The organism is Streptomyces sp. NPDC088732, from assembly GCF_044751205.1.
GTDB lineage: Bacteria > Actinomycetota > Actinomycetes > Streptomycetales > Streptomycetaceae > Actinacidiphila.
Genome location: NZ_JBIVLI010000009.1, coordinates 97,789 through 121,861, shown reverse-complemented (window position 1 = coordinate 121,861; position 24,073 = coordinate 97,789). Strand labels below are relative to the sequence as shown.

General features: G+C 68.8%; 25 protein-coding genes, 1 tRNA gene and 1 pseudogene. 16 read left to right on the top strand and 11 right to left on the bottom strand.

All coding sequences use genetic code 11. The annotated features are described in order from the left end of the window. Nucleotides 1-104: 104 nt before the first annotated feature. The 3 genes from ACIP9H_RS17265 to ACIP9H_RS17255 are packed head-to-tail and all read right to left on the bottom strand — an operon-like array spanning nt 105 to nt 1,662. Entirely contained in the window at nt 105-515 is a 411-nt protein-coding gene (locus tag ACIP9H_RS17265) for an arsenate reductase ArsC (protein WP_401959647.1), read from the bottom strand. A 14-nt stretch (nt 516-529) separates the two neighbouring features. Continuing rightward, on the bottom strand, nt 530-1,276 hold the full coding sequence (locus tag ACIP9H_RS17260; RefSeq protein ID WP_401959645.1) for an aquaporin: 747 nt from the start codon (nt 1,274-1,276) through the stop codon (nt 530-532). Then, entirely contained in the window at nt 1,276-1,662 is a 387-nt protein-coding gene (locus ACIP9H_RS17255) for an ArsR/SmtB family transcription factor (protein WP_401959643.1), read from the bottom strand. The genes ACIP9H_RS17260 and ACIP9H_RS17255 overlap by 1 nt, the downstream gene beginning before the upstream one ends. Before the next feature lie 96 nt (nt 1,663-1,758). On the opposite strand from ACIP9H_RS17255, the gene ACIP9H_RS17250 reads away from it, so the two are divergent. Beyond that, complete coding sequence (locus tag ACIP9H_RS17250) at nt 1,759-2,247, top strand: ArsI/CadI family heavy metal resistance metalloenzyme (RefSeq protein ID WP_401959641.1); 489 nt, start codon at nt 1,759-1,761, stop codon at nt 2,245-2,247. Nucleotides 2,248-2,564: 317 nt separating this feature from the next. On the opposite strand, the gene ACIP9H_RS17245 is transcribed toward ACIP9H_RS17250, so the two are convergent. The 4 genes from ACIP9H_RS17245 to ACIP9H_RS17230 form a co-directional block, all read right to left on the bottom strand. After that, the gene (locus ACIP9H_RS17245; RefSeq protein ID WP_401959639.1) at nt 2,565-2,798 is read right to left on the bottom strand and encodes a hypothetical protein; all 234 of its coding nucleotides are present in this window, start codon (nt 2,796-2,798) and stop codon (nt 2,565-2,567) included. A 753-nt stretch (nt 2,799-3,551) separates the two neighbouring features. Continuing rightward, entirely contained in the window at nt 3,552-5,225 is a 1,674-nt protein-coding gene (locus tag ACIP9H_RS17240) for a hypothetical protein (RefSeq protein ID WP_401959638.1), read from the bottom strand. Between the two features lie 140 nt (nt 5,226-5,365). Then, complete coding sequence (locus ACIP9H_RS17235) at nt 5,366-6,019, bottom strand: YdcF family protein (RefSeq protein WP_401959636.1); 654 nt, start codon at nt 6,017-6,019, stop codon at nt 5,366-5,368. Continuing rightward, complete coding sequence (locus tag ACIP9H_RS17230) at nt 6,016-6,810, bottom strand: GntR family transcriptional regulator (protein ID WP_401959634.1); 795 nt, start codon at nt 6,808-6,810, stop codon at nt 6,016-6,018. The genes ACIP9H_RS17235 and ACIP9H_RS17230 overlap by 4 nt, the downstream gene beginning before the upstream one ends. Before the next feature lie 439 nt (nt 6,811-7,249). On the opposite strand from ACIP9H_RS17230, the gene ACIP9H_RS17225 reads away from it, so the two are divergent. From ACIP9H_RS17225 to ACIP9H_RS17170, 12 genes and pseudogenes are all read left to right on the top strand, one after another. Next, on the top strand, nt 7,250-7,513 hold the full coding sequence (locus ACIP9H_RS17225) for a DUF6284 family protein (RefSeq protein WP_401959633.1): 264 nt from the start codon (nt 7,250-7,252) through the stop codon (nt 7,511-7,513). Further along, the gene (locus ACIP9H_RS17220) at nt 7,510-8,382 is read left to right on the top strand and encodes a DUF2637 domain-containing protein (RefSeq protein WP_401959631.1); all 873 of its coding nucleotides are present in this window, start codon (nt 7,510-7,512) and stop codon (nt 8,380-8,382) included. Before ACIP9H_RS17225 ends, ACIP9H_RS17220 begins: the two co-directional genes overlap by 4 nt. Beyond that, entirely contained in the window at nt 8,382-8,765 is a 384-nt protein-coding gene (locus tag ACIP9H_RS17215; protein ID WP_401959629.1) for an RRQRL motif-containing zinc-binding protein, read from the top strand. Before ACIP9H_RS17220 ends, ACIP9H_RS17215 begins: the two co-directional genes overlap by 1 nt. Before the next feature lie 23 nt (nt 8,766-8,788). Next, nucleotides 8,789-9,340: a hypothetical protein gene (locus ACIP9H_RS17210; protein ID WP_401959627.1), complete on the top strand. Its 552-nt coding sequence runs from the start codon at nt 8,789-8,791 to the stop codon at nt 9,338-9,340. Nucleotides 9,341-9,406: 66 nt separating this feature from the next. Then, a complete protein-coding gene (locus ACIP9H_RS17205; RefSeq protein ID WP_401959625.1) occupies nt 9,407-11,521 on the top strand; it encodes an ATP-binding protein in 2,115 nt (704 codons plus the stop codon). Nucleotides 11,522-11,725: 204 nt separating this feature from the next. After that, nucleotides 11,726-12,187 (top strand): hypothetical protein, encoded by a 462-nt coding sequence (locus tag ACIP9H_RS17200; protein WP_401959623.1) that lies wholly within the window; start codon nt 11,726-11,728, stop codon nt 12,185-12,187. 15 nt (nt 12,188-12,202) lie between these two features. Next, nucleotides 12,203-12,682 carry a hypothetical protein gene (locus ACIP9H_RS17195; protein ID WP_401959621.1) on the top strand — a complete coding sequence of 160 codons (480 nt, stop codon included), beginning with the start codon at nt 12,203-12,205 and terminating at the stop codon, nt 12,680-12,682. An 80-nt stretch (nt 12,683-12,762) separates the two neighbouring features. Continuing rightward, nucleotides 12,763-13,491 carry a DNA methylase gene (locus ACIP9H_RS17190; RefSeq protein ID WP_401959620.1) on the top strand — a complete coding sequence of 243 codons (729 nt, stop codon included), beginning with the start codon at nt 12,763-12,765 and terminating at the stop codon, nt 13,489-13,491. A gap of 11 nt (nt 13,492-13,502) precedes the next feature. Beyond that, nucleotides 13,503-14,381, top strand: a complete 879-nt coding sequence (locus tag ACIP9H_RS17185) for a bifunctional DNA primase/polymerase (protein WP_401959746.1) — start codon at nt 13,503-13,505, stop codon at nt 14,379-14,381. 170 nt (nt 14,382-14,551) lie between these two features. After that, nucleotides 14,552-15,771: pseudogene (locus ACIP9H_RS17180) on the top strand (DUF3631 domain-containing protein). A gap of 170 nt (nt 15,772-15,941) precedes the next feature. Next, on the top strand, nt 15,942-16,130 hold the full coding sequence (locus ACIP9H_RS17175) for a helix-turn-helix transcriptional regulator (RefSeq protein WP_401595392.1): 189 nt from the start codon (nt 15,942-15,944) through the stop codon (nt 16,128-16,130). Between the two features lie 62 nt (nt 16,131-16,192). Then, nucleotides 16,193-17,587 (top strand): tyrosine-type recombinase/integrase, encoded by a 1,395-nt coding sequence (locus ACIP9H_RS17170; protein ID WP_401959618.1) that lies wholly within the window; start codon nt 16,193-16,195, stop codon nt 17,585-17,587. 136 nt (nt 17,588-17,723) lie between these two features. On the opposite strand, the gene ACIP9H_RS17165 is transcribed toward ACIP9H_RS17170, so the two are convergent. Together ACIP9H_RS17165 and ACIP9H_RS17160 are read right to left on the bottom strand one after the other, a co-directional pair. Continuing rightward, nucleotides 17,724-17,810: transfer RNA gene (locus ACIP9H_RS17165), tRNA-Ser, on the bottom strand. Nucleotides 17,811-17,865: 55 nt separating this feature from the next. Beyond that, on the bottom strand, nt 17,866-19,488 hold the full coding sequence (locus ACIP9H_RS17160) for a S1C family serine protease (RefSeq protein WP_401595388.1): 1,623 nt from the start codon (nt 19,486-19,488) through the stop codon (nt 17,866-17,868). 169 nt (nt 19,489-19,657) lie between these two features. Here ACIP9H_RS17160 and ACIP9H_RS17155 point away from each other — a divergent pair, with 169 nt between their 5' ends. From ACIP9H_RS17155 to ACIP9H_RS17145, 3 genes are all read left to right on the top strand, one after another. Further along, a complete protein-coding gene (locus ACIP9H_RS17155) occupies nt 19,658-20,467 on the top strand; it encodes a glycerophosphodiester phosphodiesterase (protein ID WP_360904286.1) in 810 nt (269 codons plus the stop codon). A 182-nt stretch (nt 20,468-20,649) separates the two neighbouring features. Beyond that, complete coding sequence (locus ACIP9H_RS17150) at nt 20,650-21,174, top strand: ATP-binding protein (RefSeq protein WP_401595385.1); 525 nt, start codon at nt 20,650-20,652, stop codon at nt 21,172-21,174. Between the two features lie 134 nt (nt 21,175-21,308). Beyond that, nucleotides 21,309-22,283 (top strand): DUF5926 family protein, encoded by a 975-nt coding sequence (locus ACIP9H_RS17145; protein ID WP_401595382.1) that lies wholly within the window; start codon nt 21,309-21,311, stop codon nt 22,281-22,283. Nucleotides 22,284-22,465: 182 nt separating this feature from the next. Here the strand turns inward: ACIP9H_RS17145 and ACIP9H_RS17140 are convergent, their stop codons facing one another. Beyond that, nucleotides 22,466-22,993, bottom strand: coding sequence for a hypothetical protein (locus ACIP9H_RS17140; protein WP_401595379.1), 528 nt, complete (start codon nt 22,991-22,993; stop codon nt 22,466-22,468). A gap of 102 nt (nt 22,994-23,095) precedes the next feature. After that, on the bottom strand, nt 23,096-23,740 hold the full coding sequence (locus ACIP9H_RS17135) for a bifunctional DNA primase/polymerase (protein WP_401595376.1): 645 nt from the start codon (nt 23,738-23,740) through the stop codon (nt 23,096-23,098). Nucleotides 23,741-24,073 lie beyond the last annotated feature (333 nt).

Below are 24,073 nucleotides of genomic sequence, written 5' to 3'. Positions count from 1 at the left end.
TCGCCAGAGAGTTCGAGAACCTAGCACCCGAGGGTGTCGCACCGGCCACGGACGATGGGCGCCCGGAAGAGCCCACATCGGCACGTGCAGGAACGCCGTTTGCCTCATTCGGTGCCGAGTTCGGTGAGCAGGCCGCGGATGCGCTGCTCGATCTCGTCGCGGATCGGGCGGACGGCGTCGACGCCCTGGCCGGCGGGGTCGTCGAGCTGCCAGTCGAGGTAGCGCTTGCCGGGGAAGACGGGGCATGTGTCGCCGCAGCCCATGGTGATGACAACGTCGGACGACTGCACCGCTTCGGTGGTGAGGATCTTGGGGACCTCGGCGGAGATGTCGATGCCTACTTCCTTCATGGCGTCGACCACGGCGGGGTTGACGGTGTCGGCGGGGGCGGAGCCGGCCGAGCGGACCTCTACCTTGTCCCCGGCGAGGTGGTCGAGGAAGGCGGCGGCCATCTGGGAGCGGCCGGCGTTGTGGACGCAGACGAACAGCACGGACGGGGTGGCGGGAGTGGTCACGGGGTCTTCCTTGGTCAGCGGCTGGTGATGGCGAGTTCGGGCTCACCTGGGGGGACGGGGACGCCCGCGGTGGCCCGAGCGGTACGGCCGAAGAGGACGGCTACCAGGCCGAGCCCCACGACGGCGCCCACGATCTGGGCAGCGATGAACGGCGCCAGCGATGCCGGAGCGATGCCGGCGAAGGTGTCGGAGAAGGCGCGGCCGATCGTCACGGCCGGGTTGGCGAAGCTGGTGGACGAGGTGAACCAGTAGGCCGCACCGATGTAGGAGGCGACCGCCGCAGGGGCAAGACGCTGCTGTCCGGTACGACCGAGACCGAAGACGAGCAGGACCAGGCCCGCGGTGGCGACGACCTCGCCCAGCCACAGGTGCCCGGCAGACCGGTCGTGAGTGGACCAGGCCACCAGCGGTTCGGCGAACATCGCATCGGCCAGGACCGCACCCGCGACGGCGCCGGCAACTTGGGCGGGCACGTAGGCCGCGACCTCACGCGGGGCCGGTCCGTCACCGGTTGCCCGGCCGGTCCACCAGGCGGCGAGGGTGACGACCGGATTGAAGTGCGCACCGGAGACCGGGCCGAGCAGGGTGATCAGCACGCCGAGGCCGAACACCGTGGCCAGGGAGTTGGCGAGCAGTTGCACGCCCACGTCCCGGGACAGCTCGGTGGCCTGAATGCCGGAGCCCACCACGACCGCGACCAGGGCGGCCGTGCCGACGAACTCGGCGGCGACCCGGCGGCCGAGCGAAGCGGTGACGGCCATCAGCAGGACCTGGGGGTGGCCGGTTCGGCGGGGATCTGGAGGAGCGAGGAGAGCCGGGCGAGCGCGGCCGGCAGCACCCAGTAGTAGACCCAGGTCCCGCGCCGTTCGGAGCCCACCAGGCCCGCTTCCCGCAGCACCTTCAAGTGGTGCGAGATCGTCGGCTGCGACACGTCGAACGGCCCGGTCAGGTCGCAGACGCACGCCTCGCCGCCCTCGAAGGACGCGATCAGCGACAGCAGGCGCAGCCGTACTGGGTCCGCCAGCGCCTTGAACATGCGCGCCAGGTCCACGGCATCCGACTCGCCGAGCGGTTCGCGGACCATCGGCGAGCAGCACGCGACAGCCTGATCGTCCTGCCCGAGGACCCGCAGCTCTGATTTCGACATGTGTCTATGTTGACGCTTGTCGATGCAGGTGGCAACCTCGACCGCGTCGAGCTGTATCGACGGATGTCGATACAGAAGCAGATGAGGGAGACCGCCATGTCCCGCGTTCAGCTCGCCCTCCGCGTCGCCGACCTCGAAGCGTCGATCGCGTTCTACTCCAAGCTCTTCGGCGTCGAGCCCGCCAAACTCCGCCCCGGCTACGCCAACTTCGCCGTCACCGAGCCCCCGCTCAAGCTCGTCCTGATCGAAGGCGAGGCCGACCAAGACACCCGCCTGGACCACCTCGGCGTCGAGGTCGCCTCCACCGAGCAGGTCACCGCCGCCACCGACCGACTCCAAGGCACCGGGCTGGCCACCTTCGAGGAGAACGACACCTCCTGCTGCTACGCCCTCCAGGACAAGGTCTGGGTCACCGGCCCTGGCAAGGAGCCCTGGGAGGTCTACGTCGTCAAGGCCGACGCCGACACCCTCGGCAAGAGCGCGGACGGAACGCCGGCCACCTGCTGTGGCTCCGACGAAGCGAGCGATGCCGTCCAGGGCATCACCCCGATCGCAGTCGGCCGCGGATGCTCCTGCGGGAGCTGAGCGTCCCGGCCAGCGGCGAAAGTTGCCGCACCTCCGCGTGCCATACGAGGCGGTAGCCACCGGGGAACAGCGGTCACTCACGGCCCTTCGGACAGCAACGAGCCCCCGACCAGAACCGCTGGTCGGGGGCTGTCCATGGGCGGAGAGTGTGGGATTTGAACCCACGGTGACATCGCTGCCACGACGGTTTTCAAGGGCGTCACGCCGGCCGCGCCCTTCTGTCACCTGACCTGCGTGTTATGCCTCAACGGTCTCGCTACCGCTGGCGCTGGCCCATACATGGCCCACCACATCCCACTCAGGTCGGTAAACCTAGATCAGGCGGCCCGCATCCGCCCGAACCCAAGAGGATCGGTTCCCCGCCCCACTTGCCTCGGCGTCGTATGCGCCTGCTCAGCCAAGAAGACACCGAGGGTGATCAGATCGGTAAGCACACCAGGCAGACTCTGAGGCGGTACACGCAGAATGATCACCACCACGATCACGATGAGACCCCAGCGTGACTGCTGGTCAATACTTGACAGGCCGGGTAGCGCATGGATGAGACTCATGTCGATGCCTCCTGAGGGTGTCCTAGCCGCCCGTACCGTGTCTGGCGCCAACCTCTGCGGTGCGGGCGGACCTTGTTTGCACCTCTAGGTTCTCCAGTGAGGCGGTTCCGGGAAGTCAGCAAAAAGCTGACGTTTCCCTGCCATCCTGGCTGCTATGGGTACATCCTCCGAAGCAAGCATGCGAAAACTGCTGGTGGCAAGGTCTGCGACAGCACTTGGGGTTGCCTCATCCCTCGCTAACTTGGCAGACCCGACCACTGAGTTGGCCAACACCCCCCGTACCTGGCCGCTGATCAGAGGTGAAATAAAATCCCTGGAAGCCCTAACTTGTGCGGTCCTACGACAGGGCGGCGTGTCTTGGGATGCCCTCGCCGGTTTCTACGGAGTGTCAAAACAGTCTCTACATCGCCGCCTAAGCGGAGAGGTAGATCTAGCCATCACAATGGCCCACGAATATTCGGACTTACGCGAGGAAGAAATAGAATACAGGCTTAAGTCTTTGGCGATATCAAATCGCCACCTGCAATCAGGCCTGGAGCGTAAGCTGGACGATTCGGCGCAAAATTGGGATAGGAGAAGGAAGGAGGCTGGATGGTGGTGGAAAAGGGACGGGGGAGCCGAATAGGATAATTTACGGAACTCCCCGTCACCCACAAGGCGAACCCAACCGTGAAACGAGGTCATCACAGGACCCTGGGCTACTGAACTCCTCGACCGCGGCGCAGCAACGAACTTCGCTGACGTCCCCTCTCCCTAGACATTCGCCTCACGATTTTCCTCGACCGAACCGGCCGGATGATCTTCGGGGTGAGTGGCCAGCCAGACCGTCTCGAATTCTTCAATCTTGAGAATTCCTCGACGAATTGACCTAAAGTCCTCGGATGGTACATCGAGGTCCGCAGCTCGCTGCGCATAACCCTCTACGTCTCCGAAGTCGAGTGGCAGGAGGCCGAGAGGGGCTCGCTGAGTGGTCATGAGGTCCACATAGCACCCATAGTCGATCGCGTAAGCGTTGTACCGGCCAGGCGTGTCCTTATGCGCGATCCCCTTGCGGATGATGTGAAGAATCCGGGCATCGTAGAGCAGCCGAATGAGGGGGTCTTGAGTCGGCCTCCCTTGCTCCAGCATGAAAGCCTTCGCCCGCTTCTGCTTAATTACTTCGTCAATAATCCAGTGAAGGAGAGCAAGAGCCTTTTCGTGCTCAGCAATATCCTTCTGCTTGTCTCGGTTGTACCAGGTCTGCGCTGCTTGTCTAATGATCGAGACTGAGATCTTTTCGCTATCCGCCTGCTGTGCGGCAAGGAAAGCGACATTGATGGCGTCCCTGGGCACCGCTTCCGCGGCTCGCACCAGCTCCGTGAACGCGCTATTTTGCGTAAACGCTGCACGTACGAAGTCATCCCTATTAGACGGGATTGCTATCCCACGAAAAGCAGGGTCATCACCACGATCACGCATAACGGCCGTCACGTGCTTGAAGAGCAGTTCGCCAAAGAACACGCTGGCCCGGGTTTCGTCCTGCTCGAATACCATAAAGTCGTCGAGGTTGATGTCGGCAGCAATGTCGGCACCGACCTCCATTCCGACACCGGTTCCCGGGTGCTCCCCGTGGACGAAGAACCTTGAGCGTTCCTCAATAGCGGCAATCTTCACGACGACAGAAGGAAGGTTCATAATGCTACGCCGGAGCAGATCCGCCAGAAGCGGCTGTAGCTCAAGAGGCAAACTACTCCACTCGTCCAACAGCACCCACAGTCGGCGAATTCCGAGTGACTGCGTGATCTTCGGAAGCAGTTGCGAAATTGCGCCGAAGCGGATCGTGTGCGTCGCCACACCAGATTCTTTGTATCGATACCCTTCCGAGTCCTTTTGGGTGCTGGATGAAGATGCACCCACATTGAGTGCGCCCTTCCCGGCCTTGACGTCCATAGAAACTTGACTGGAATTCTCGGACTGCCCCGTAACTTCTCTCTCAATTGGGCCCGAAACCCGGACCTCCGAGATGGCGTCGGCAAGTTTATCCAACAAAGGCAAGGCATGACCTTCGGTTGCCGAAGTATAGGCACCTTCGAGCCCGATGTCTACCAATTGACCTTGAATTACTTCAAGCACATCGATCAGCAATCGAGTGCCCCTCTCGCTCAAACTGTAAGCACTGTCGGCATACAGCCCGCCCGAGGAACCGATATTGCGGAGATCGACGAAGATTGCCTTATCGTGTTCGTTTTCACGAATCGATTCCGCGAGGTATGTAAGGGCATGCGTCTTTCCCGTTCCGCGCCTGCCGAACAAGACCTGATTGTCCTGGCTCTGCAGGAGAGTCAGAAGAGGGCCGGCGTTCACGAATGTTTCCATCAGTGTGCGCGGATCGTTCTTCTCCGCGCGACGAGCCAGCCCAAGCAGGGCAACGTTTATGGGGGCAGTCACGAGATTTTCCCTTCAGATGTAAGTGTCATGCACTCATGACGACACAGAAGCATTTCCTGGGAGAGTCATTCTGACATGGTATCTGGCGCCAGGTACGAGATCGCTCAGAATGGCAGGGCTTGCGTCGGACCCTGTCAGCATCAGGCTGAGGACAGAAGCCGACTCGTGAAGCCTGCGGCGCAAAGACGCTCGTACGCTTCGGCCACGTCATGAGGAATGTGCTGTTCGATCATGAACCCCTCTCGGGGATAAACCACCAAGCGTTGCTGTGCACCTACCAACATGTCGATCACGAGGCGGACATCCTGGATTGAGTCGACATATTCAGCGAAGGACACCGAGGCAGAGGCGCTGATCCACTCAACCCCAGGCCACAGCTTGCGGGCGGTTGCGTTCGCCCGCCTTTCCTCGTACGGCTTGCTGACCAACAACGCCGATGTGACGGCGACGTGGTGGCCTTCAAGCAGTTCTCGGGAGAAGCGGATGTTGTCACCAGTGTTCCGGGCTTGAGGCTCCACGAGGATGGCTTCTGTTGGGACCCCCAACTCGATCGCCCGCGCACGGTAATGCTCGGCTTCACCTCGGGGCATGCGTTCGCGTGTCGTCCGGCTGGTCGCGCCAGTGAACACGATGAGCGGCATCATTCCACGGTGATAGAGGTCCGCGGTCGTGTCTGCAACCCCAAGGTCGTGGCTACCCAGTCCGATGGCAACCGAGCAAGGACGCGGCTCATGACCCAGTTGCTGGAAGTCCCAGAGCCGTTGCGCGTCCGCCCACGTCTGAGCCGAGATCACGAGGTCCCGCCATCCTGACTGGCAGAGTCGGGCACTTTGAATTCGTACGTCCAGGCGAAACGGGTGGCTGCGTGGACCCCGATCGCAAACTCCACCACGGTCCCGTCGGTGGTGTACGTGGTGCGGTGCAGTTCCACTACCCACTCGCCTGGTGAGAGCTGGAGAAGCTGACTCTCCTCTGCTGTGGGGACGCGCGCGAACAAGGTCTCTTGCATGTGGTCGATCTCGTAGCCAGCGTCGTACAACACGCGGAAGCCGCCACCCCGGCCGGCCGGACCCGGACTCGGGTCGACGATGCGCGTCCCTTCCACGTGCTCGGGACGGTAGTAGCTGGTCAGCGTGTGCGTCGGCTGCACGCCTTCCCGGACCAAGCGGGCGCGCGCGTACACCTCCGCACTTTCCGGCAAGCCGTAGGCTTCCGCCACGATCGCTGGCGCCGTCACCCGGCTAACCGTCTGGGTCTGCTCGTTCCGCCGGTACCCACGCCCCGACGCCACGCGGTCCGCGATGAACGCGACTTCGTCGCCGTCTCTCCACTTTGATTTGTCGTACCGCGCGATGCCCAGCCGCTTGAGAGGCGCCTGCGCACGCACCACCGTTCCATGGCCGCGCGACGACGTGATCAAGCCCTCGGCCTCCAACGCCTTGTAGGCGGCATGGACAGTGGACTTCGACCCTTCGCCTGCTTCCACCAGGTCCCTGATCTGCGGCAATTGGTCACCAGGTGCGTAGTCGCCGTTCCTGATCTTGTTGGCCAGCCGGTCTGCAAGTTCCCGCCACTTGGGCGCCATGCGGCACTCCTCTCGATACCGACCAGTGAAGCACAGTCCCAGGACTGTTGACAGTCCTGGGACTGTGCGTCATCGTCTTCTCAGCGCCTCACAGTCCTAGGACAGCGAGGCGAGGTGGCCCTTCTTTGGGTTGCCTGCGACGCCCGGAGGGCCCCGTGAGACGGGCCAGAAGGAAGCGCTCGTTCCTTGAGAACTGAACAGTGGACCGAGGATCTATCGCCTGTCCTCAGCCGAAAGAAGGCGGTCCTGCGCGGCGCTAGGCCCGCGCACTGTTCGACCTCTCCGCGGCTCTTTACCGCGGCCGGTTGCCTCCGCTGCTCGTCTCGTACGAGCAGCGCTGGGGGGAGCCGGATCTCCTGTCTCCAACGGCACGCGGCCCCGGTGTTCGAGCACCGGGGCCGCTGTTCGGGCCGTTCCTCCGTGAAAGGAACTGTGACCCATGGCGTACATCGCTGCACGTCAGCCGGTTGTTACCGGCACCGCGTCCGACGGTGAACCGTCGGACGCCGAGCTGTCCGCGATCGAGCGTGAGATGCCCGTCGTCCTGGCGGAAGTCGAACTGCTGGACGCACAAATCATGACGCTGGATCGCACCCCCACTGAGGTGGACGCCCGGCGTCTGCGTCGGGCTCGCCGGCGTGTGCTCGCCGCCCGGCGGACGCTGGCCAACGGTCCCGCGGGCCGGACGGGCGGTGCCGCGTGAATCTCAAGCGCAAGGGCCGTGCGGCCCTGGTGCTGGCCCTGGTCGGCGTCGTCGGCATGGCCTTCCGCGTCTCCTGGAACGCGCTGCGCGACGTTGCCGAGACGATCGGCGCCGACAGTACGGCGGCGACGCTGTATCCGTTCGTGGTCGACGGCCTGATGGCCCTGGCCCTGATCGCCACCCTGGTGCTGACCGATCGGGACCGGAAGTTCGCGCTGCGGGTCCTGGCGACCTACACGGTCGCTTCGCTGCTGCTGAACTACGTGCACGGCTTGGTGCCGGAGCTGCACGGCGGGTCGGTCGACTGGGGCCGGCTGGCCGACTGGGACCCGGCGAACTGGGCCCTGGTCCTGCTGGCAACGTCGCTGCCAGTCGGGTCGATCTACTTCGGCTCGGATCTCGTGGCCAAGGTGCTGCATTACCAGTCGACTCCGCACACAAATGCGGAGGAATCAACTGAGACCACAAGGAATCGGTCTACGGCTGACCTGGAAGAGTCGACCCCGCCGGAGCCTGTTCCGGCACCGGTGGCGGCTGAGCTTCCCGCCCCGACCGCGCCCGTTGTGGTGGAGCCGGTCCGGTCGATCGAGTCGGCCCCGGTCGCTGTGGCTGCGGCGGAGTCGATCCGGCCCCGTGCGGCGACCGGTCGGGTCCCCGACCTGGCCCGGACGCCCCGACCGGTACGGACGGCCGATGAGCTGCTGATCGAGGCACGCAAGGCGACCGCCGGTTGGGCGATCGAGGATCTGACGGCGGAGGGCATCCGCCGTGCCGTACGCACCTCGCCCGCCAAGGCCCGCGTACTGCGGGAGACGCTGCGAGCAGAGCGCACCGACGGCCCCGGCGACGCCGTTGAGGCGATTGCCTGATGTCGCCGGCGTTCGGGAAGTGCTACGACCCGTCCGGCGCCACGTGGGGGATACCCACGTTCCCGTGGCGCCTCGCCCCCGAGGGCTACGCCACCCGTCGGCAACTGCGGGCCCGTGGCCTGCGCCCTGGTGGTCAACCGGTTGCGGCTCAGCTCATGCGGCACGCGCGCCGGAGGAAGTCCGGCGTCCTGGTCGCCTACCTCTACCGGGTCGACCGGGCCAAGCCCGTGCGGCCGATGACCCCCGGGAAGCGGGCCGCGCTCGCCAAGGCGATGGCGGCCCGTCGTACCTGTCCTTCCTGCCGATCGGATGCGGGCTACGTCATCCCCGCCTCACTCGGCATGTGTGTGCCCTGCGCGTACCCCACCGAGTCGGCCGCCTGAGCTGCGGTGATGAACGGAGAGACGTGAAGCCCACGATCAGCACGTTCAAGTTGTTCGGACACCGCGACATCATCCGCGACACCAAGCGTCTGGCCCCGGCCGCCGTGAAGTTGGTCGGCCGGGAGGTGCCGGGGCGGATGCCGCGCATACAGGTCGTCGTCACCAACGCCCGCGGCATGGCTGAGCTGGCCACCGACGCGGATATCGCGCTGGCCGGCTACGTCGACCAGCGCACCCGCGACAAGCACCTGAAGCAGACGAACCGGCAGGCCCGTGACGCGGCCGGCCGCGCGATAGCGACCCCGGACGGCGGGGTGTTGCTGCTGGTCAACGCCGACACGCACCGCACGACGGAGCACGTGGCGCTCACGCTCGTGCACGAGCTGACGCACGCCATGCAGTACAGCCGGCGCGGCGTCCGCGAACGGCACGTCCGGCACCTGCGGGACGCGTTCGGCATCGAGCCGTCCAGCTGGTGGGCGAGTCGCGAGCACTCCCGCAAGACGCGTGACGAGGAAGACGAGGCGTACGCCGCCGAACACCTCGCCGCCCAGCTCATCCGCACTGCCGCATGACCCGGAGCACCGATCGAGCACCCCTTTTGCGCGCCCCGGGAGCGGGGCAGTCTGGAGACCCCAAGCATGAGTGACAACGTCGTTCGACTGTTCAAGCAACCCCCCGCCGACACCGCGCCGCCGGCGGTCGACCCCAAGCCCATACAGGCCGTCGACCGCCCGCGCGTGACCCAGCGTTGGGTCCGCACCGGCCACGCCGTGAAGACGGCCGCGACGCACGAGCGGACCAAGACCGTGGCCCGCGCGGTGATCCGGCACGGCATGTATGTGCTGGGCGGGACGCGGATCGTGGTCCGTCGCACCTGGGATTCACGGACCACGGCCCGCTACGAGCGGCTGCTGCGGGCCGCGGAGGCGGCCGGGAATTACGAGGTCGCGGCGGAGTGGGAGGAGCGCGGGCAGCGCTTCCGGGAGGCGCGGCACCGCCGGCGCATGGACCTGCTGCGCTCGCCCGTCGTCGCCGCCAAGGGCGTCCTGGTCGGGACCGGGGTCGGCATCGGTGGCCTGATCGCCCTCGGGATCGTGATGGCCATCGCCACCAAGGACGTCACCGAGGTCGTCACCCCGGTCATGGCCGTGGTCAACTTCATCCAGTTGATGATCACCATCGTCACTGTGGTCTGGGGTCCGCTGGTCCACATCGGCCCGTTCCTGCTGCTGCTCGCCCTGTGGGCTGTTGGCAGCAAGCAACAGGCTGCACCCCAGTGGGTCATGCCCGCCAACGTCCGGTCGGGTGAGGGGGAGCCGATCACCCCGTCGATCGTGGTCAAGGCCCTGCGGGATCTCGGGGTTCCCGCACTGCGAGGGGCCATCAAGGAGATGGGCGACGCCGGGGCATCGATGCTGGGTCCGATCCGGATCGCCGGCTGCGGTGTCGAGGTCGACGTCACCCTCCCGTCGGGGGTGTCCACGATCGAGGTGCAGAACCGGCGCCGCAAGCTGGCGGAGAACCTGTCCCGGCACGAGCACGAGGTGTTCATCACCATCCCGACCGCGGCCCGCACGGTCCGGCTGTGGGTCGCCGACTCCGGGGCTCTGGACGAGCCGATCGGCCCGTCCCCGCTCACGACGGACGAGACGCTTCGGGCCGACTACGCCAAGGGCCGGGCCCCGTGGGGCCAGGATCTCCGCGGCGACGCCGCGGGCTTGAGCCTGTATCAGCGGCACCTGCTCATCACGGGCCTGTCGAACCAGGGCAAGACCGCAGCCCTGCGCGCCCTCGCCCTGTGGCTCGCGCTCGACAAGTCGGTGGAGTTCCGCGTCGCGGACCTCAAGGGCGCCGGCGACTGGGCCATGTTCGACGGCCTCGCCACGGTCCTGATCCAGGGGCCGACCGATGACCACGTCATCCAGGCAACGGAGATGGTCGAAAGCGGCGTCACCGAGATGGAACGCCGGCTGACCGCCCCGCCGGGCAGCGTCTTCCCGCCGCTCATCGTCCTGGTGGACGAGGCGCAGGTCGCGTTCATGTGCCCGGTCGTGGACGAGGACAAGCGGCCGTATGGCGGCTCGAAGGCAACCAGTCGGTACTTCATGGCGGCCCGGAAGATCCACAACCAGGGCCGTGCGGTCAACGTGCTGCTGTGGCAGGGCACCCAGGACCCCACCGACCAGAACCTCCCCAAGCTCGTCCGCGAGGGCGCCCACACCCGCGCCTCGCTCGCGCTCGGTACAGAGTCGCAAGCCCGCATGGCGCTCGGGGACAAGGCCGTCGACGGCGGCGCCGCCCCCAACCTGCTCCGCCCCGGACTGGACAAGGGCACCGTCGTCGTCGCCTCCGACGGAATCGCCATCCCGGCAGGCCAGGCTTCCCTCACGGTCCGAACCCACTACATCGACACCGACACCGCAGCCGAGATCGCCGACCGGGCCAAGGCCCTGCGGGACGGGGTGACCACGCTGCGGGTCATCGAGACCGGGGAGGACCACGACCCGCTCGCCGACATCGCCGCCGTGGTCGGGGACGCGTCGCGGGTGCTCACGCAGGACGTGCTGAAGCGGCTGGCGACCTTGAACGCCAGCGCCTACGGCGGGTGGTCGTTCATCGACCTCAAGCGCGTCCTGGACGGCACCGGAGCCGAGCCGTACAAGTCCGACGGCCGCATGGTCATCGGCCGCGACCGCCTCGCCCGCGCCCTCGCCAACCGCGACACCGACGGTTCCGCTTCCACCGGCAAGTAGAGGGAGCCGCACCCTCGGCGGGTCAGGGAGGCAGGGAGAACTCCCTGAACCCCTCCCTGACCCGCCTCCCTGCCCCTGACCAGGACGAATGATCCACCAGGGAGTCAGGGAGGACCCCAGGTCAGCACCCCCAACACCCCCTCCAGGGGCACCCCGACAGGGGGTGCCTCAGCCTCCCTGCGCCATGCCGAGAAGGGATTCCGCATGTTCCCCGACAGCAACCCCGTTGCGGCCACCGAGCAGGCCGTCACCATCCACCAGCCAGTACCGCTCGCTGCCGTGCAGCCGTATGCGGCCCCGCTCGTGCCCCTACAGCCGAACACCACCGTGGCGAGCGTCGTCCTGCCCGACGGCCGTGTCGTCACCGGCTACACCCTCACCCCCGCCCCGCTACCGGCATCCAGCGAGGCTCAGCCGGCCGTCTCCCGGACCGCGGTGAACATCGCGCTGGGCGGTGTCGGGTTCGCCGCGGTGTGCGGAGGGCTGGTGCTGCTGACGACGTTCATCGCCGCACTCGCAGCCCTGGTCCATCAGCTCATCATCCTGGCCGCGGTCATCTTCGGCGGCTTCATCGCCGCCCAGGTCCTCCGCAGCGACAAGGGCGACCACCGGACCACGGTCAACATCCGCAAGGCCGTCTTCAAGCGCAACCACTTCCACGGGTGACGGGCAGGGGCCCCGGTGAGCAGCCTCCGCCCCACCCCCGAGCGGCCCGGACTGTGGGTGTCGGCCCCGGCCAGCACCGCCAACTGGGTGCGGCCCGCAGAACCTGCGCAGGGCGAATGGTGGTGCCGGTGCGGACTGCACCGCACCGCCTCCGGCCACCTGGCCGTGTCCCGGCTGGTGGCCGAACACGGAAGCCATCAGGCCCACTGCCCCACCCGGCGCGAGCAGCCCTGTCAGCACTGCGGGAAGCCCACCACGCACCGCTCCCACGGCGCGCAGGGATGGCCCGCACACCCCGACTGCTACAGCGCATGGGCCGAACGCCCCACCGAGCAGCGCCGCCGCGCCAAGGCCGCCAAAGCCATCACGAACCGGCAGCGCCAACGGGCCCAAGCCCGCCGTACCCGGCTGGCCCTGGAAGCCCAAGGGTTCGACACCGACACCGCCGCAGCCCTCATCAGCGGTGGCCTGGTCCCCGTCGACCCCGACGACTGACACAGGTCGGGGCGGCCGTCTCTCGCCAAAGTCACGGCCGCCCCGGTCTCCGCCCCATCACAGAGCTGGAGACATCCAGAATGACCCAACCCACAAACATCCGGCGAGCGTTAGGCCACCGGCCGCGCCTGCTGGACCTGTTCTCCTGCGCCGGCGGAGCCGCCATGGGCTACCACCGCGCAGGGTTCGACGTGGACGGCGTCGACATCGCCCACCGCCCGAACTACCCCTTCGGCTACCACCGGGGCGACGCGTTGGAGCGGCTCGCCGCGCTCATCGCCTCCGGGGAGATCGAGCGATACGCGTTCGTCCACGCCTCACCGCCCTGCCAAGCCGGATGCGCCCTGACCGTCGGCACGAACGCCTCACAAGGCTGGGGTGGATCGCACGTCGACCTGGTCGCGCCGACTCGGGAACTGTTGGACGCAACGGGCCTGCCGTACGTGATCGAGCAGCCCAACGGCCGCGCCGCGATCCGCAAAGACCTCTCCCTGTGCGGCGAGATGTTCCAACTCGGAGTCCTGCGCCACCGGAACTTCGAACTCGGCCAATGGAGCGTGACGCGGCCAGCACATCCGCGGCACCGCGGCTACGTCCGCGGCTACCGCCACGGCGTGTACCGGGATGGCCCCTACGTCGCCCCGTACGGCTCCGGCGGAGGCAAGGCCACCGTGCCGGAGATGCAGGAAGCCATGGGCATCACGTGGACCGACGTCCGCGAGGAACTGACCGAGGCCATTCCGCCCGCCTACACCGATTGGATCGGCCGCGCCTACCTCGCCTCCGTTGCCCCGGGGGTGGCGGCGTGAACGAGGTACTGATGAACGCGGCTCTGGCCGCGGCTGAGCAAGGGTGGGCGGTGTTCCCGCTCCGTCCCGGCAGCAAGCGGCCGGCGCTGCACGGGGAAGCGACCTGCCCCGGCACCGGGCCCTGCGCGACGGGGCACCGGAAGTGGGAGCAGCGCGCCACCACCGACCCTGACCGTATTCGCGCGACCTGGTCGCAGGGCCCGTTCAACGTCGGTATCGCCACGGGCCCGTCGGGGCTGCTGGTGGTCGACCTCGACATGCCCAAGGACAACAGCAGTGCGGACGCGCCTTGCGGCGCGGCGACCTTCGGGGCGCTCTGCGAGCGCGCCGGCAAGGCCGTCCCCGACACCTACAGGACGCGGACTGCAAGCGGCGGACAGCACCTGTACTTCACCGTCCCGCCCGGCATCCACCTGACCAACACCGCGGGCACGGTGGGGCCGTTGGTCGACACCCGCGCATGGGGCGGATACGTCGTCGCCGCTGGCTCCCTCACCCCCACGGGCGGCTACGAAGCCGTAGGCGGCCCTGTGGCCGTCCCTCTGTCCTGGTGGCTGCAAAGCATCCTGGAACCGGCCCCCAAGCCCGTACAGGCCCCCTCGGTGGCCGTAGCGGGGCAATCCCGTCGATACGCTGACATTGCGCTCGCCAACGAGACGCGGAACGTCGCCACGGCCCAACACGGCACACGTGAAGCGGCGTTGTTCCGCGCCGCCCGCGCCGTAGGGCGGTTCGTCGCATGGGGCGACCTCCCCCGGCATCTGGTTGAGCAGGCTCTTCAGGAAGCGGGCGAGGCGGCCGGACTGCCGGCGTCACAGTGCCGCTCCACCCTGCGCAGCGCCCTCAACTGGTCCGTCGCCCACAACCCGCGACGCCGGGACACGGCATGACCACCCCCACCCGCCCCCCACTGAAGAGCATCCCCGCCACCGACGGCCCCGGCCCCGCCACACCGGCCCACGCGCCCGCGGCGAGTAGCGCGCCGAAAGTCGCCGCCGAAGGCGTCCTGTCAGCCCTTCTCCCTGACCCGCAGCAGCAATCCGACCGGAGGACCCTCCCCATGACCGACGGCGCGGCCCTGCTCAACGAGGTGGAAGCCTTCCACCGACGCTTCAACGTCTTCCCCACCGAGGCCGCATACGTCGCGGTCGCCCTGTGGGACGCCCACGCCCACCTCATCGACTGCTTCGAGACCACGCCCCGGATCGCGTTCCTGTCCCCCGAACCGGGATCCGGGAAGTCCCGCGCGCTAGAGATCGTGGAACTCCTCACGCCCCGCCCCGTCGCCACGGTGTCCGCCTCCGCGAACGCCCTGTACCGGCTGGTCGACTCCGCCGCGGGTCTGCCGACCGTGCTGTTCGATGAGGTGGACACCATCTTCGGCCCCAAAGCGGGCGCCGATGAGGCCCTGCGGGGCTTCCTCAACGCCGGATACCGGCGCATCGGTGGCGCCCTGCGCTGTGTCGGAGAGGGCTCCAACCAGAACGCGCAGGTCTTCAACTCGTACTGCGCGGTCGCCATGGCCGGACTCGGCTCGTTGCCCGACACGGTGCTGACCCGCTCCGTCATCATCCGCATGCGCAAGCGCGCCCCGAACGAGAAGGTCGAGCCCTACCGGCAGCGCGTCCACGAGAAGCAGGGCCACGCCCTGCGCGACCGCCTCGCCAAGTGGGCCGACTCCGTCCGAGACCGGGTCGCCGGCGCCTGGCCCGACATGCCTGACGGCGTCACCGACCGACCCGCCGACGTGTGGGAACCCCTGCTCGCCGTTGCGGATGCGGTCGGCGGTCACTGGCCCAAGCGGGCCCGGGAAGCTTGCCTCGAACTGATCAGCGCAGCCCACGACAACGACGAAGCCTCCCTCGGTGTCCGGCTCCTCATCGACCTGCGCGACAAGGTGTTCTGCGGCATCGACCGGATGCCGACCTCCGCGGTCATCGAATGCCTGCTCCGCATGGACGACGCGCCATGGGGAGACCTGGACGACAAGCCGATCAACGCCCGCACCCTGGCCCGGCTGCTCGGTCAGTACGTCACCCCCGCCAACAAGCCGATCAAGCCGCGCGGCATCCGCACCCCGTCCGGCTTCCCCAAGGGCTACTACGCGGAAGACCTCACGGACGCCTGGACGCGGTACTGCCCTCCCTCCCTCGGAGAATCCGCCACGTCCGCCACGCCGCCACACCCCAGGTCATGAGGGGTGAATCCGTGGCGGATACCGCCCCCGGCATCCGCCACACGCCCGCAGAAACCGCCACACAGCCCACCGTCGCCGGCTGACCGACCCGGCCCTGTAGGTGCCGCCACACCTGCTCGATGTGGCGGCACCTATCCGCCACAAAACCGCTATCCGCCACATGATCAAGGCTCTGACCTGCGATGTGGCGGCGTGGCGGACGTGGCGGATCCCTGGAAGCAAGGCAGAACCCAACTTCGACAGGAGTCGCAGGATGGCGCGCCCCCAGATGCTCAAACTCCCCGAGGTGCTGACCGAGGTCGGCATGAGCCGAGCCGCCTTCTACCGAATGCGGGCCCGCGGCCAGGGTCCCCGCCTGATCAAGCTCCCCAACGGTCAACTTCGCGTGCGCCGCCAGGACCTCGATTCCTGGCTGGAGTCCTGCGAGCAGTACGCCGCCTAATCCACCCGCGACCGCCCGGAGGGGCCCGCCTGGCAAGGCGGGCCCCTCCGGCATGGAGAGACATGCTGACGTACGACGTGCAGATCTGGTCGATCCGGACCCGCAAGGACCGCCCCAAGCCGTTCGAGTTGCGATGGCGCGTGGGACCTCGCCCGCACTCGAAAAGCTACAAGCTCAAGGCGCAGGCAGACGGCCGGCGTTCCGAACTGATGACGGCCCTCCGCAATGGGCAACAGTTCGATGAGGACAGTGGACTGCCCGCGGACGAACTGGACGCGCTCAACACGCCTACCTGGTACGAGCACGCCAAGGCCTATGCCCTCATGAAGTGGCCGAAGGTAGCGGCCAAGCACCGAGCCAGCATCGCGGAAGCCCTCGCCGTCGTCACTCCGGCGTTCGTATCGTCATCGCGTGGCATGCCGGATCGGGCGTTGCTCCGTGAGGCTCTGTACGGCTGGGCTTTCCGCGCAACGCTGACGGCGGAGACTGGGGTCGTCTCCCGCGCAGATGCAGAGACTCCCCCGCCTGACGTAGCGGAGGCTCTCGCTTGGATCGCCAAACACTCACTCAAGGTCACTGAGGCCGCCAAGCCCGAACGTATGCGGGCCGGCCTGGATGCCCTGTCGCTCAAGATGAACGGGCAACCCGCAGCGGACAACACCGCAGCCCGCAAGCGAATGGTTCTCAGCAACGCCATGCGGTACGCCGTGGAGCGGGGCACCCTGGCGACCAATCCCCTGCTGCGGATCGACTGGACCCCACCTGCCAGGGATGACGAGGTGGACTTCCGTTACGTACCCAACCCGAAGCAGACGGCCGCGCTCATCTCTGCCGTGCGTCAGCAAGGCACGAGGGGCGCTCACCTCGCCCCATTCTTCGGGTGCCTCTACTACGCGGCCATGCGCCCGTCGGAAGCCGCTGCGTTGCGCAAGGCGGACTGCCACCTGCCCGAATCGGGATGGGGGGAACTGATCCTCGCCGGCAGCCGACCAGAAGTCGGCTCCGGCTGGACCGACGATGGTGCCTCGTACGAGCAGCGCGGGTTGAAGCGTCGGGCCCGCAAGGCGACGCGCCCTGTGCCCATCCCGCCCGTGCTCACCGCAATGCTGCGCGACCACATCGAGGCATTCGGCACGACTGAGGACGGGCACCTGTTCCGGGCGGCCCGCGGTGGTCGCGTGCGATCCACGGAGTACTGCGATCTATGGGACATCGCACGCGAGCAGGCGCTCACCAAGGAAGAGGAGGGCTCACCCCTGGCCGCCGTGCCCTACTCGTTGCGGCATGCCGGCGTCTCCCTCTGGATCAATTCCGGCGTTGATCCGGTCGAGGTGGCGCGGCGCGCGGGCCACAGTCTCACTGTGCTGTTCCGCTTCTACGCGAAGATCCTGCGTGGTGGTCAGTCGCATGCGAACAGGCTGATCGACAAGGGTCTGAGCACCGACGATGAGGGCTGATCCTGGCCCACGCATGGCCCACACGGGCTGATCCACGGCGGGAATCCGGCGACTCGCGGTGAGACAGGGTGAACGCCAGAAGGGGTGTCTCCAAACCGGAGACACCCCCTCTGACCAGCACCTACGCTGACCTGGGCGGAGAGTGTGGGATTTGAACCCACGGTGACATCGCTGCCACGACGGTTTTCAAGACCGTTCCCTTAGGCCGCTCGGGCAACTCTCCCCGCGCCGCGTGCCCCGGAGGGGGCGTTGGCGCGGGGACAGCCTAACGGGTCGGGTCAGCTGGTGCTGTCGCCCTTGCGCTCGCCGAGGGTGAGGGTGGCGGTGCGGGTCTGGCCGTCGCGGGTGTAGGTGACGTCGACCTTCTCGCCCGGCTGGTGCTGCCAGATCTCGCCGATGAGGGTGGGGGAGGAGTCGACCACCGTGTCGTCGAACTTGGTGATGATGTCGCCGGAGCGCAGCCCGGCCTTCTCGGCGGGGCCGCCCGCGGTGACCGCGCTGGGGCCGGTGGCGATCTTGGCGCCCTCGCCGTTGTAGCTGGAGTCGACGCTCACGCCGATGACCGGGTAGATCGGCTGGCCGGTCTTGATCAGGTCCTCGGCGACGCGGCGGGCCTGGTCGATCGGGATCGCGAAGCCGAGGCCGACGCTGCCCGCCTGGGAGGTGCCGTCGCTGCTGCCGGTCGACTGGATCGCGGAGTTGATGCCGATGACGGCGCCCTCGGAGTTGAGGAGGGGGCCGCCGGAGTTGCCGGGGTTGATGGAGGCGTCGGTCTGTATGGCGCTCATGTAGGACGCGTTGGAGCCTTCGCCGTCGCTGGAGGCGATGGGGCGGTGCAGCGCGCTGACGATGCCGGTGGTGACGGTGCCGGAGAGGCCGAACGGGGCGCCGATGGCGATGGTGGAGTCGCCGACCGCGACCTTCTCGGAGTCGCCGACGGCGAGCGGGGTGAGCTGGTCGGGGCTGACCCCCGTGAGCTTGATGACGGCGACGTCGTAGCCCTGGGCGCGGCCGACGACCTCGGCGTCGTACTTCTTGCCGTTGGAGAACGTGGCGGTGAGCTTGCCGCCGTCGGCCGCGGGGGCGACCACGTGGTTGTTGGTGAGGATGTGGCCTTCCTTGTCGTACACGAAGCCGGTGCCGGTGCCGCTCTCCTGGCTGCCGGAGGCCTCGATGGTGACGACGCTGGGAAGGGACTGCCGGGCGATGCCGGCGACGGAGTCGGCGGCCCGGCTGAGGTCCTTGGGGTTGCCCGCGACGGAGATCGTGGTGGACCCGCTGTCGTTGCGGTCGGCGGCCCAGAAGCCGATGCCGCCGCCGATGCCGCCGGCGACCAGCGCGGCGACGAGGACGGCCGCGATCAGCCCGCCGTTGCCGCGCTTGCGCGGCGTCTCGGGGGCTGCCGGCACGGGCGCGCCCCAGACCGGGCCGCCGGGGCCGCCCGGACCCGCGGGCGCGCCGAAGGGCTGGGTCGGCGGAACCGCGGGCGGCGCGGCCGGGTGCGCGGCGTACGGACCGGCGTGCGGAGCCGCGTGGTGCGCGGCGGCGTGCGGCGGGGCGGCGTGGTGGTGCGGCGCCGGGGCATGCGGGGCCGCGTGGTGCGGGGCTACGTGCGGCGCGGCCGCAGGCTGCGGCGCCGGGGGCTGCACGGGGGGCGCGGCGGCCTCGGCCGGAGCCGCGTCGGCGGGCTTCGCGTCCGGGGCCGGGGCCGCAGCCGGGGTCGGCGCCGGGGTCGGCGCCGCGTCGGCGGGAGGAGCGTCGGGCGCCTCGGCCACGGCAGGCGCCGCGGGCGCGGCCTGCGGCGGCGCGGGAGGTGCAGCGGGAGCGGCGGGCTCAGCGTCGACGGGCGGCTGCGCCGGCTGCGTTGCCGGGACCGGACCGACCTCGTTCTCGGTGCTCACGGCTGTATCTCCTCCGGGATATGCGTTGTATGCCGTGCGTACGGTTGCGGTCACGGAGACGTACGACGGCCGACAGGATGGGGCCAGCTTTGCCCACCGGTTGTCAGACCACCGTAAACAGTCGCGAGCGGCGTCCGTGGTACGACCGGGCGGATGGCACGATAGCCCGGTGACCCAAGACCGCGCGATCCAGGTCGTCGCCCACCGCGGTGCCTCCGAGGACGTCCCGGAGCACACACTCGCCGCGTACCGGAAGGCGATCGAGGACGGCGCGGACGCCCTGGAGTGCGATGTGCGTCTCACCGCCGACGGCGTGCTGGTCTGCGTCCACGACCGCCGGGTGAACCGCACCTCCAATGGCCGGGGCGCCGTTTCGGCCATGGAGCTCGCCGATCTGCGGGCGCTGGACTTCGGGTCGTGGAAGGGGCAGCACACCGACGCCGAGGTGCCGGACCGCTTCGACGCCGACCAGGACGAGGCGAGCCGGGTGCTGACCCTGGAGCGGCTGCTGGAGCTGATCGCGGACACCGGCCGGCGGATCGAGCTCGCGGTGGAGACCAAGCACCCGACCCGCTGGGCGGGCCAGGTCGAGGACCGGCTGCTGCACCTGCTGGACCGTTTCGGCATGCTGCGCCCGCCGGCGGACGAGCCGCCGCGCGTGCGGGTGATGAGCTTCTCCTCGCGTTCGCTGCGCCGGGTCCGGCTGGCCGCGCCCGAGCTGCCGACCGTCTTCCTCATGCAGTACGTACTGCCCCGGCACCGCGACGGCCGGCTGCCGGCGGGGGTGGGGATCGCCGGGCCGAGCATCCGCATCCTGCGGTCGCATCCGGGATACGTGGAGCGGCTGCACCGGGCCGGGCACCGCGTGCACGTGTGGACGGTCAACGAGCCGGAGGACGTCGAACTGTGCGCGCGGCTCGGCGTCGAGGCCGTCATCACCAATCGCCCCAAGCAGGTGCTGGCCCAACTCGGCCGCTAGGCAAGGGCGGTGGAGCGCACCGCTCCGTTCGGGTCCTCACGGGTTCCGGAACTCGGCGCGCACCGGCGCGTTCGGTGCCCGTTCGATCGCTGTCTGTGCACCAAGAGATCGCTGTTGGCCGGTTTCCGGCGTGAAACGAGAGGGCATCCATCCGGTGGCGTGGGGTGAAGGAGGTCTCGGGGGTGGCGTTGGTGGTGGCCCAGGAGGTGCCGACGTCCTCGACCATGGCCCTGCCGCATGGTCCGACGGGTGTCGCTGAGGCGCGGCGCAGGCTGCGCAAGGAACTGTGTGCGTACGAGGTTCCGGAGCCGGTCGTCGACGACGCGGTGCTGATCCTCTCGGAGTTGCTCAGCAACTCCTGCCGGCACGCCCGTCCGCTGGGCGAGGACGAGTCCTCGGCGGCCGGCGGCAGCGGTATCCGCGCCGCGTGGCGCATCGACGAGGACGGGCTGCTGACGGTCGAGGTGACCGACGGCGGCGGTCCGACCCGCCCGCTTCCGGCCAGTCCCTCGCTCACCGCGCGCGGCGGCCGGGGACTGGGCATCGTCCGCAGTCTGTCGCTGCGCTGGGGGGTGCGGGACGCGCCCGGCGAGGTCACGGTCTGGGCGATGCTCGCGGTGCGCAGCCGGCACGCGCGGCGCGACGGCCTGGCGCCGCAGATCGACATCCCGGTCGGATTCGCGGACGCCTTCGAGGACCTTCCCTGACGACGGCCCGACCCCGCCGCGGCCTCCGGCCGCACGGCACCGGGCCCCGCCCCGGTCGCGACCTCCGCTGACGGAAGGGCACGTGGCGCTAGGCTCACGGCCGGAACACCGCCGTTACCGGGAGAGATCGAGCCATGGCGAACAAGCGCCCGACGAAGACGAAGGCCCCCGCCCGCCCCGCGCAGCTCGCCGACGGGGAGATCCCCGTCGTCGGTGCCCGGGAGCCCTGCCCCTGCGGTTCCGGGCGGCGCTACAAGGCCTGCCACGGACGGGAGGCGTCGCACGCGGTGGCGGAGCTGGTGCGGCGGCCGTTCGAGGGGCTGCCGGGCGAGTGCGACTGGGTGGCGCTGCGCGAGCTGGTGCCCGCGGCGACGGCGGAGCTGAAGCTGAAGGACGGGCTGCCCGAGGGCGTGCCCATGGTGACGCTGGCGACCGTACTGCCCATGGCCTGGCCCGGGTTGCGCCGGGACACCGGCCAGGTGCTGCTGGGCCTGCAGAACGAGACGGCCTCCGGGGACATCAGCCGCGACCTCGCGGAGACGCTGCTGCGCGCGCTGACGGCGGAGCCGGGCCACCCGGTGGACGGGATCCGGCCGGCGCCGTCCGGTCCGCGGCTTCAGGACGTGCTGGACCTGGACGCGCCGTTCGAGCCGGTGGTGCACACCGGGTTCGAGTTCTGGCTGGAGAACGCGGACGCCGCCACCGGCGAGGTCGCCGCCTCGCTGGAGCGGGCGAACGCGGCCGTGATCCCGACCGTGCGGCTGACCGGCGTGGACGCCGCGTACTGGTGCCAGACCCCGGAGAAGAACCACCTTCGCTGGGTCATGCCGCACCCGGAGGAGCGGCTGCTGGACGCGCTCGCGCGGCTGCACGCGGCCGGTGTCTCGTCGCTGGGCGAGGGCACGCGGCTGGTCGGCTCGTTCCGGGCGCACGGTCTGGTCGTCCCGGTGTGGGACCTGCCGGTGGGCGTGTCCGCGGAGGAAGTGGAGAAGCCGGCGGCGGCTTTCGGCGAGCGGCTGGCCGAGGTGCTGGAGCTGGACACCCCGCTGTCCGCGGACGAGCGCCGGGCGCGCAGCGGCCTCACGAACCGGCAGATCACGCTGAGTTGACACTCAGTGACAGCAGTGTGACAGTGTGAAGATCGTCGTGGTGATCCTGGTCACAGCCACCCCGTTCAGGGGTGAAACAGGGGCCGGAACCCGCGCACCCGGATTTGCGTTCGGGCGAAGTCTTGTTACCGTTTGAACAGTCCGGTCGCTGGTGCATCCCCCGTCGCCAGCGACCGGACGTTTCATTGTGCGGACCCGCTGCGCAGCAGCGGACGTTCCGCGTTCTCCACGGCGATCTCCGCCACCGCCATGTACGGCTCCGCGCCCTCCGGCACCGGCACCGTCCGCTCCCGCGGCGTCTCGCAACTCCCGCTGCCCAGCGCCGCGTCGATGGCACAGCGTGCCTGCACGGAACGGCCGTCGGGGAGCAGCAGGGTCAGCACGCCGTCCAGCCGCTTGCCCGTGGTGTTGTCCCAGTACGTGCGCGCCCATGTGTCGCCCTCGGCGACGACGGTGCAGGTCTGCGCCCGCAGCCCCTGCGGGGACACCGACTTCGGACCGCAGGATGCGGTCTGGCGTTCGGTTTCGGCCGACTTGGAGAGCCCGCCCAGCAGTTCGGAACCGCTGGACAGCAACCCGCCCTCGGTATCGGCGGACACCGGTTCGACAGGGACGAAGGAGCCCGTGCCGGCGGCGGCCGGGACGACCAGTGCGGCCGCCGCGACGACACAGACGAGGGCCAGCATCCGAAGGTTCGACGCGCGCATCATGCGCCGAACATAGCGGGAGAAAAGGGCGCTATACCCCGGGCCACGGGCAGTTGGCCGCCCCGTGGCCCGGCTCCTACCCGAAAGAGTGATCGCGCAGGGGTCTCAGTACGAGAGCCGGCTGCCGTCCGGTGCCGTGCGTCCCGCCTGCACCAGCGTGTCGACAATCACCCGCACCTGCGGCAGCCACGGCGCCCGCTGCCCCGGGTCCACGACCGGCCGCCGCTCCCAGCGCGCCCCGCCGGCCGCGACGGGCGACGGCGGCAGCACCGTGTAGCCGCCCTGGCCGTGGAAGCGCAGCGAGGTCGGCACCCACTCGTGCCGGTCGAGCAACTCCCCCAGTTCCTCCAGGGAGTACGGCTCCACCAGGACCACGACGCGGGTCGGGGTGGCCACCACCGGACCGGTGCGCACCCCCCGCTTGGCGAGCACGCCGAGCGCCCGCGCCCCCGCGACGGCCGGCAGGCTGACCGCGGAGACGGACCCGCCGGTGGCGAGGACGACAGGCTGACCGGGGTGGTTCGACCACCACCAGCGCACCATCCGCGGGTCGCGGGTGGCCGCCAGGAGTCCGGGGTCGTGCGGATGGGCGCCGGGCACCGGGCAGTCGGGGCGCAGGCAGGCGCAGCCGCCCCGCCCGTCCGTCCCGGCTCCGGGCACCACGGGCCATTGCCACTGCTCGGCGCAGGTGAGCGCCGCGCGCAGCAGCTCCGGACTGCTCTTGCGTCGCTTTCCGAGGATCTCACGCATCCGCGCTCGTTCCTTTCCGTTGGCGCTCAGGGATCTGCCCATGACACAACGTAATCTGGAACACACCGCTTACGAGGCAGCGCATCACGTCTCGAGCCGAGCGTGGAACGTGGCGGGGGGTGGCGCACACATGGCGCTTGTTCGTCCAGGGTGTGCTGCGTACTGCGATTCCGTGGTTTCGGTGGTGCTCCGCGTGCGGTCCCGCTGGCTGTGCAACACCCCGCCGTGGGGGGAGGGTCGGCCGTCGCCGTCTAAGACGCTCGGGCCGGGCGCCGGGTTCCTGAGGCCGCCAACTCCCATCCCGTACGTACCCACTGCTGTGGATATGACGCA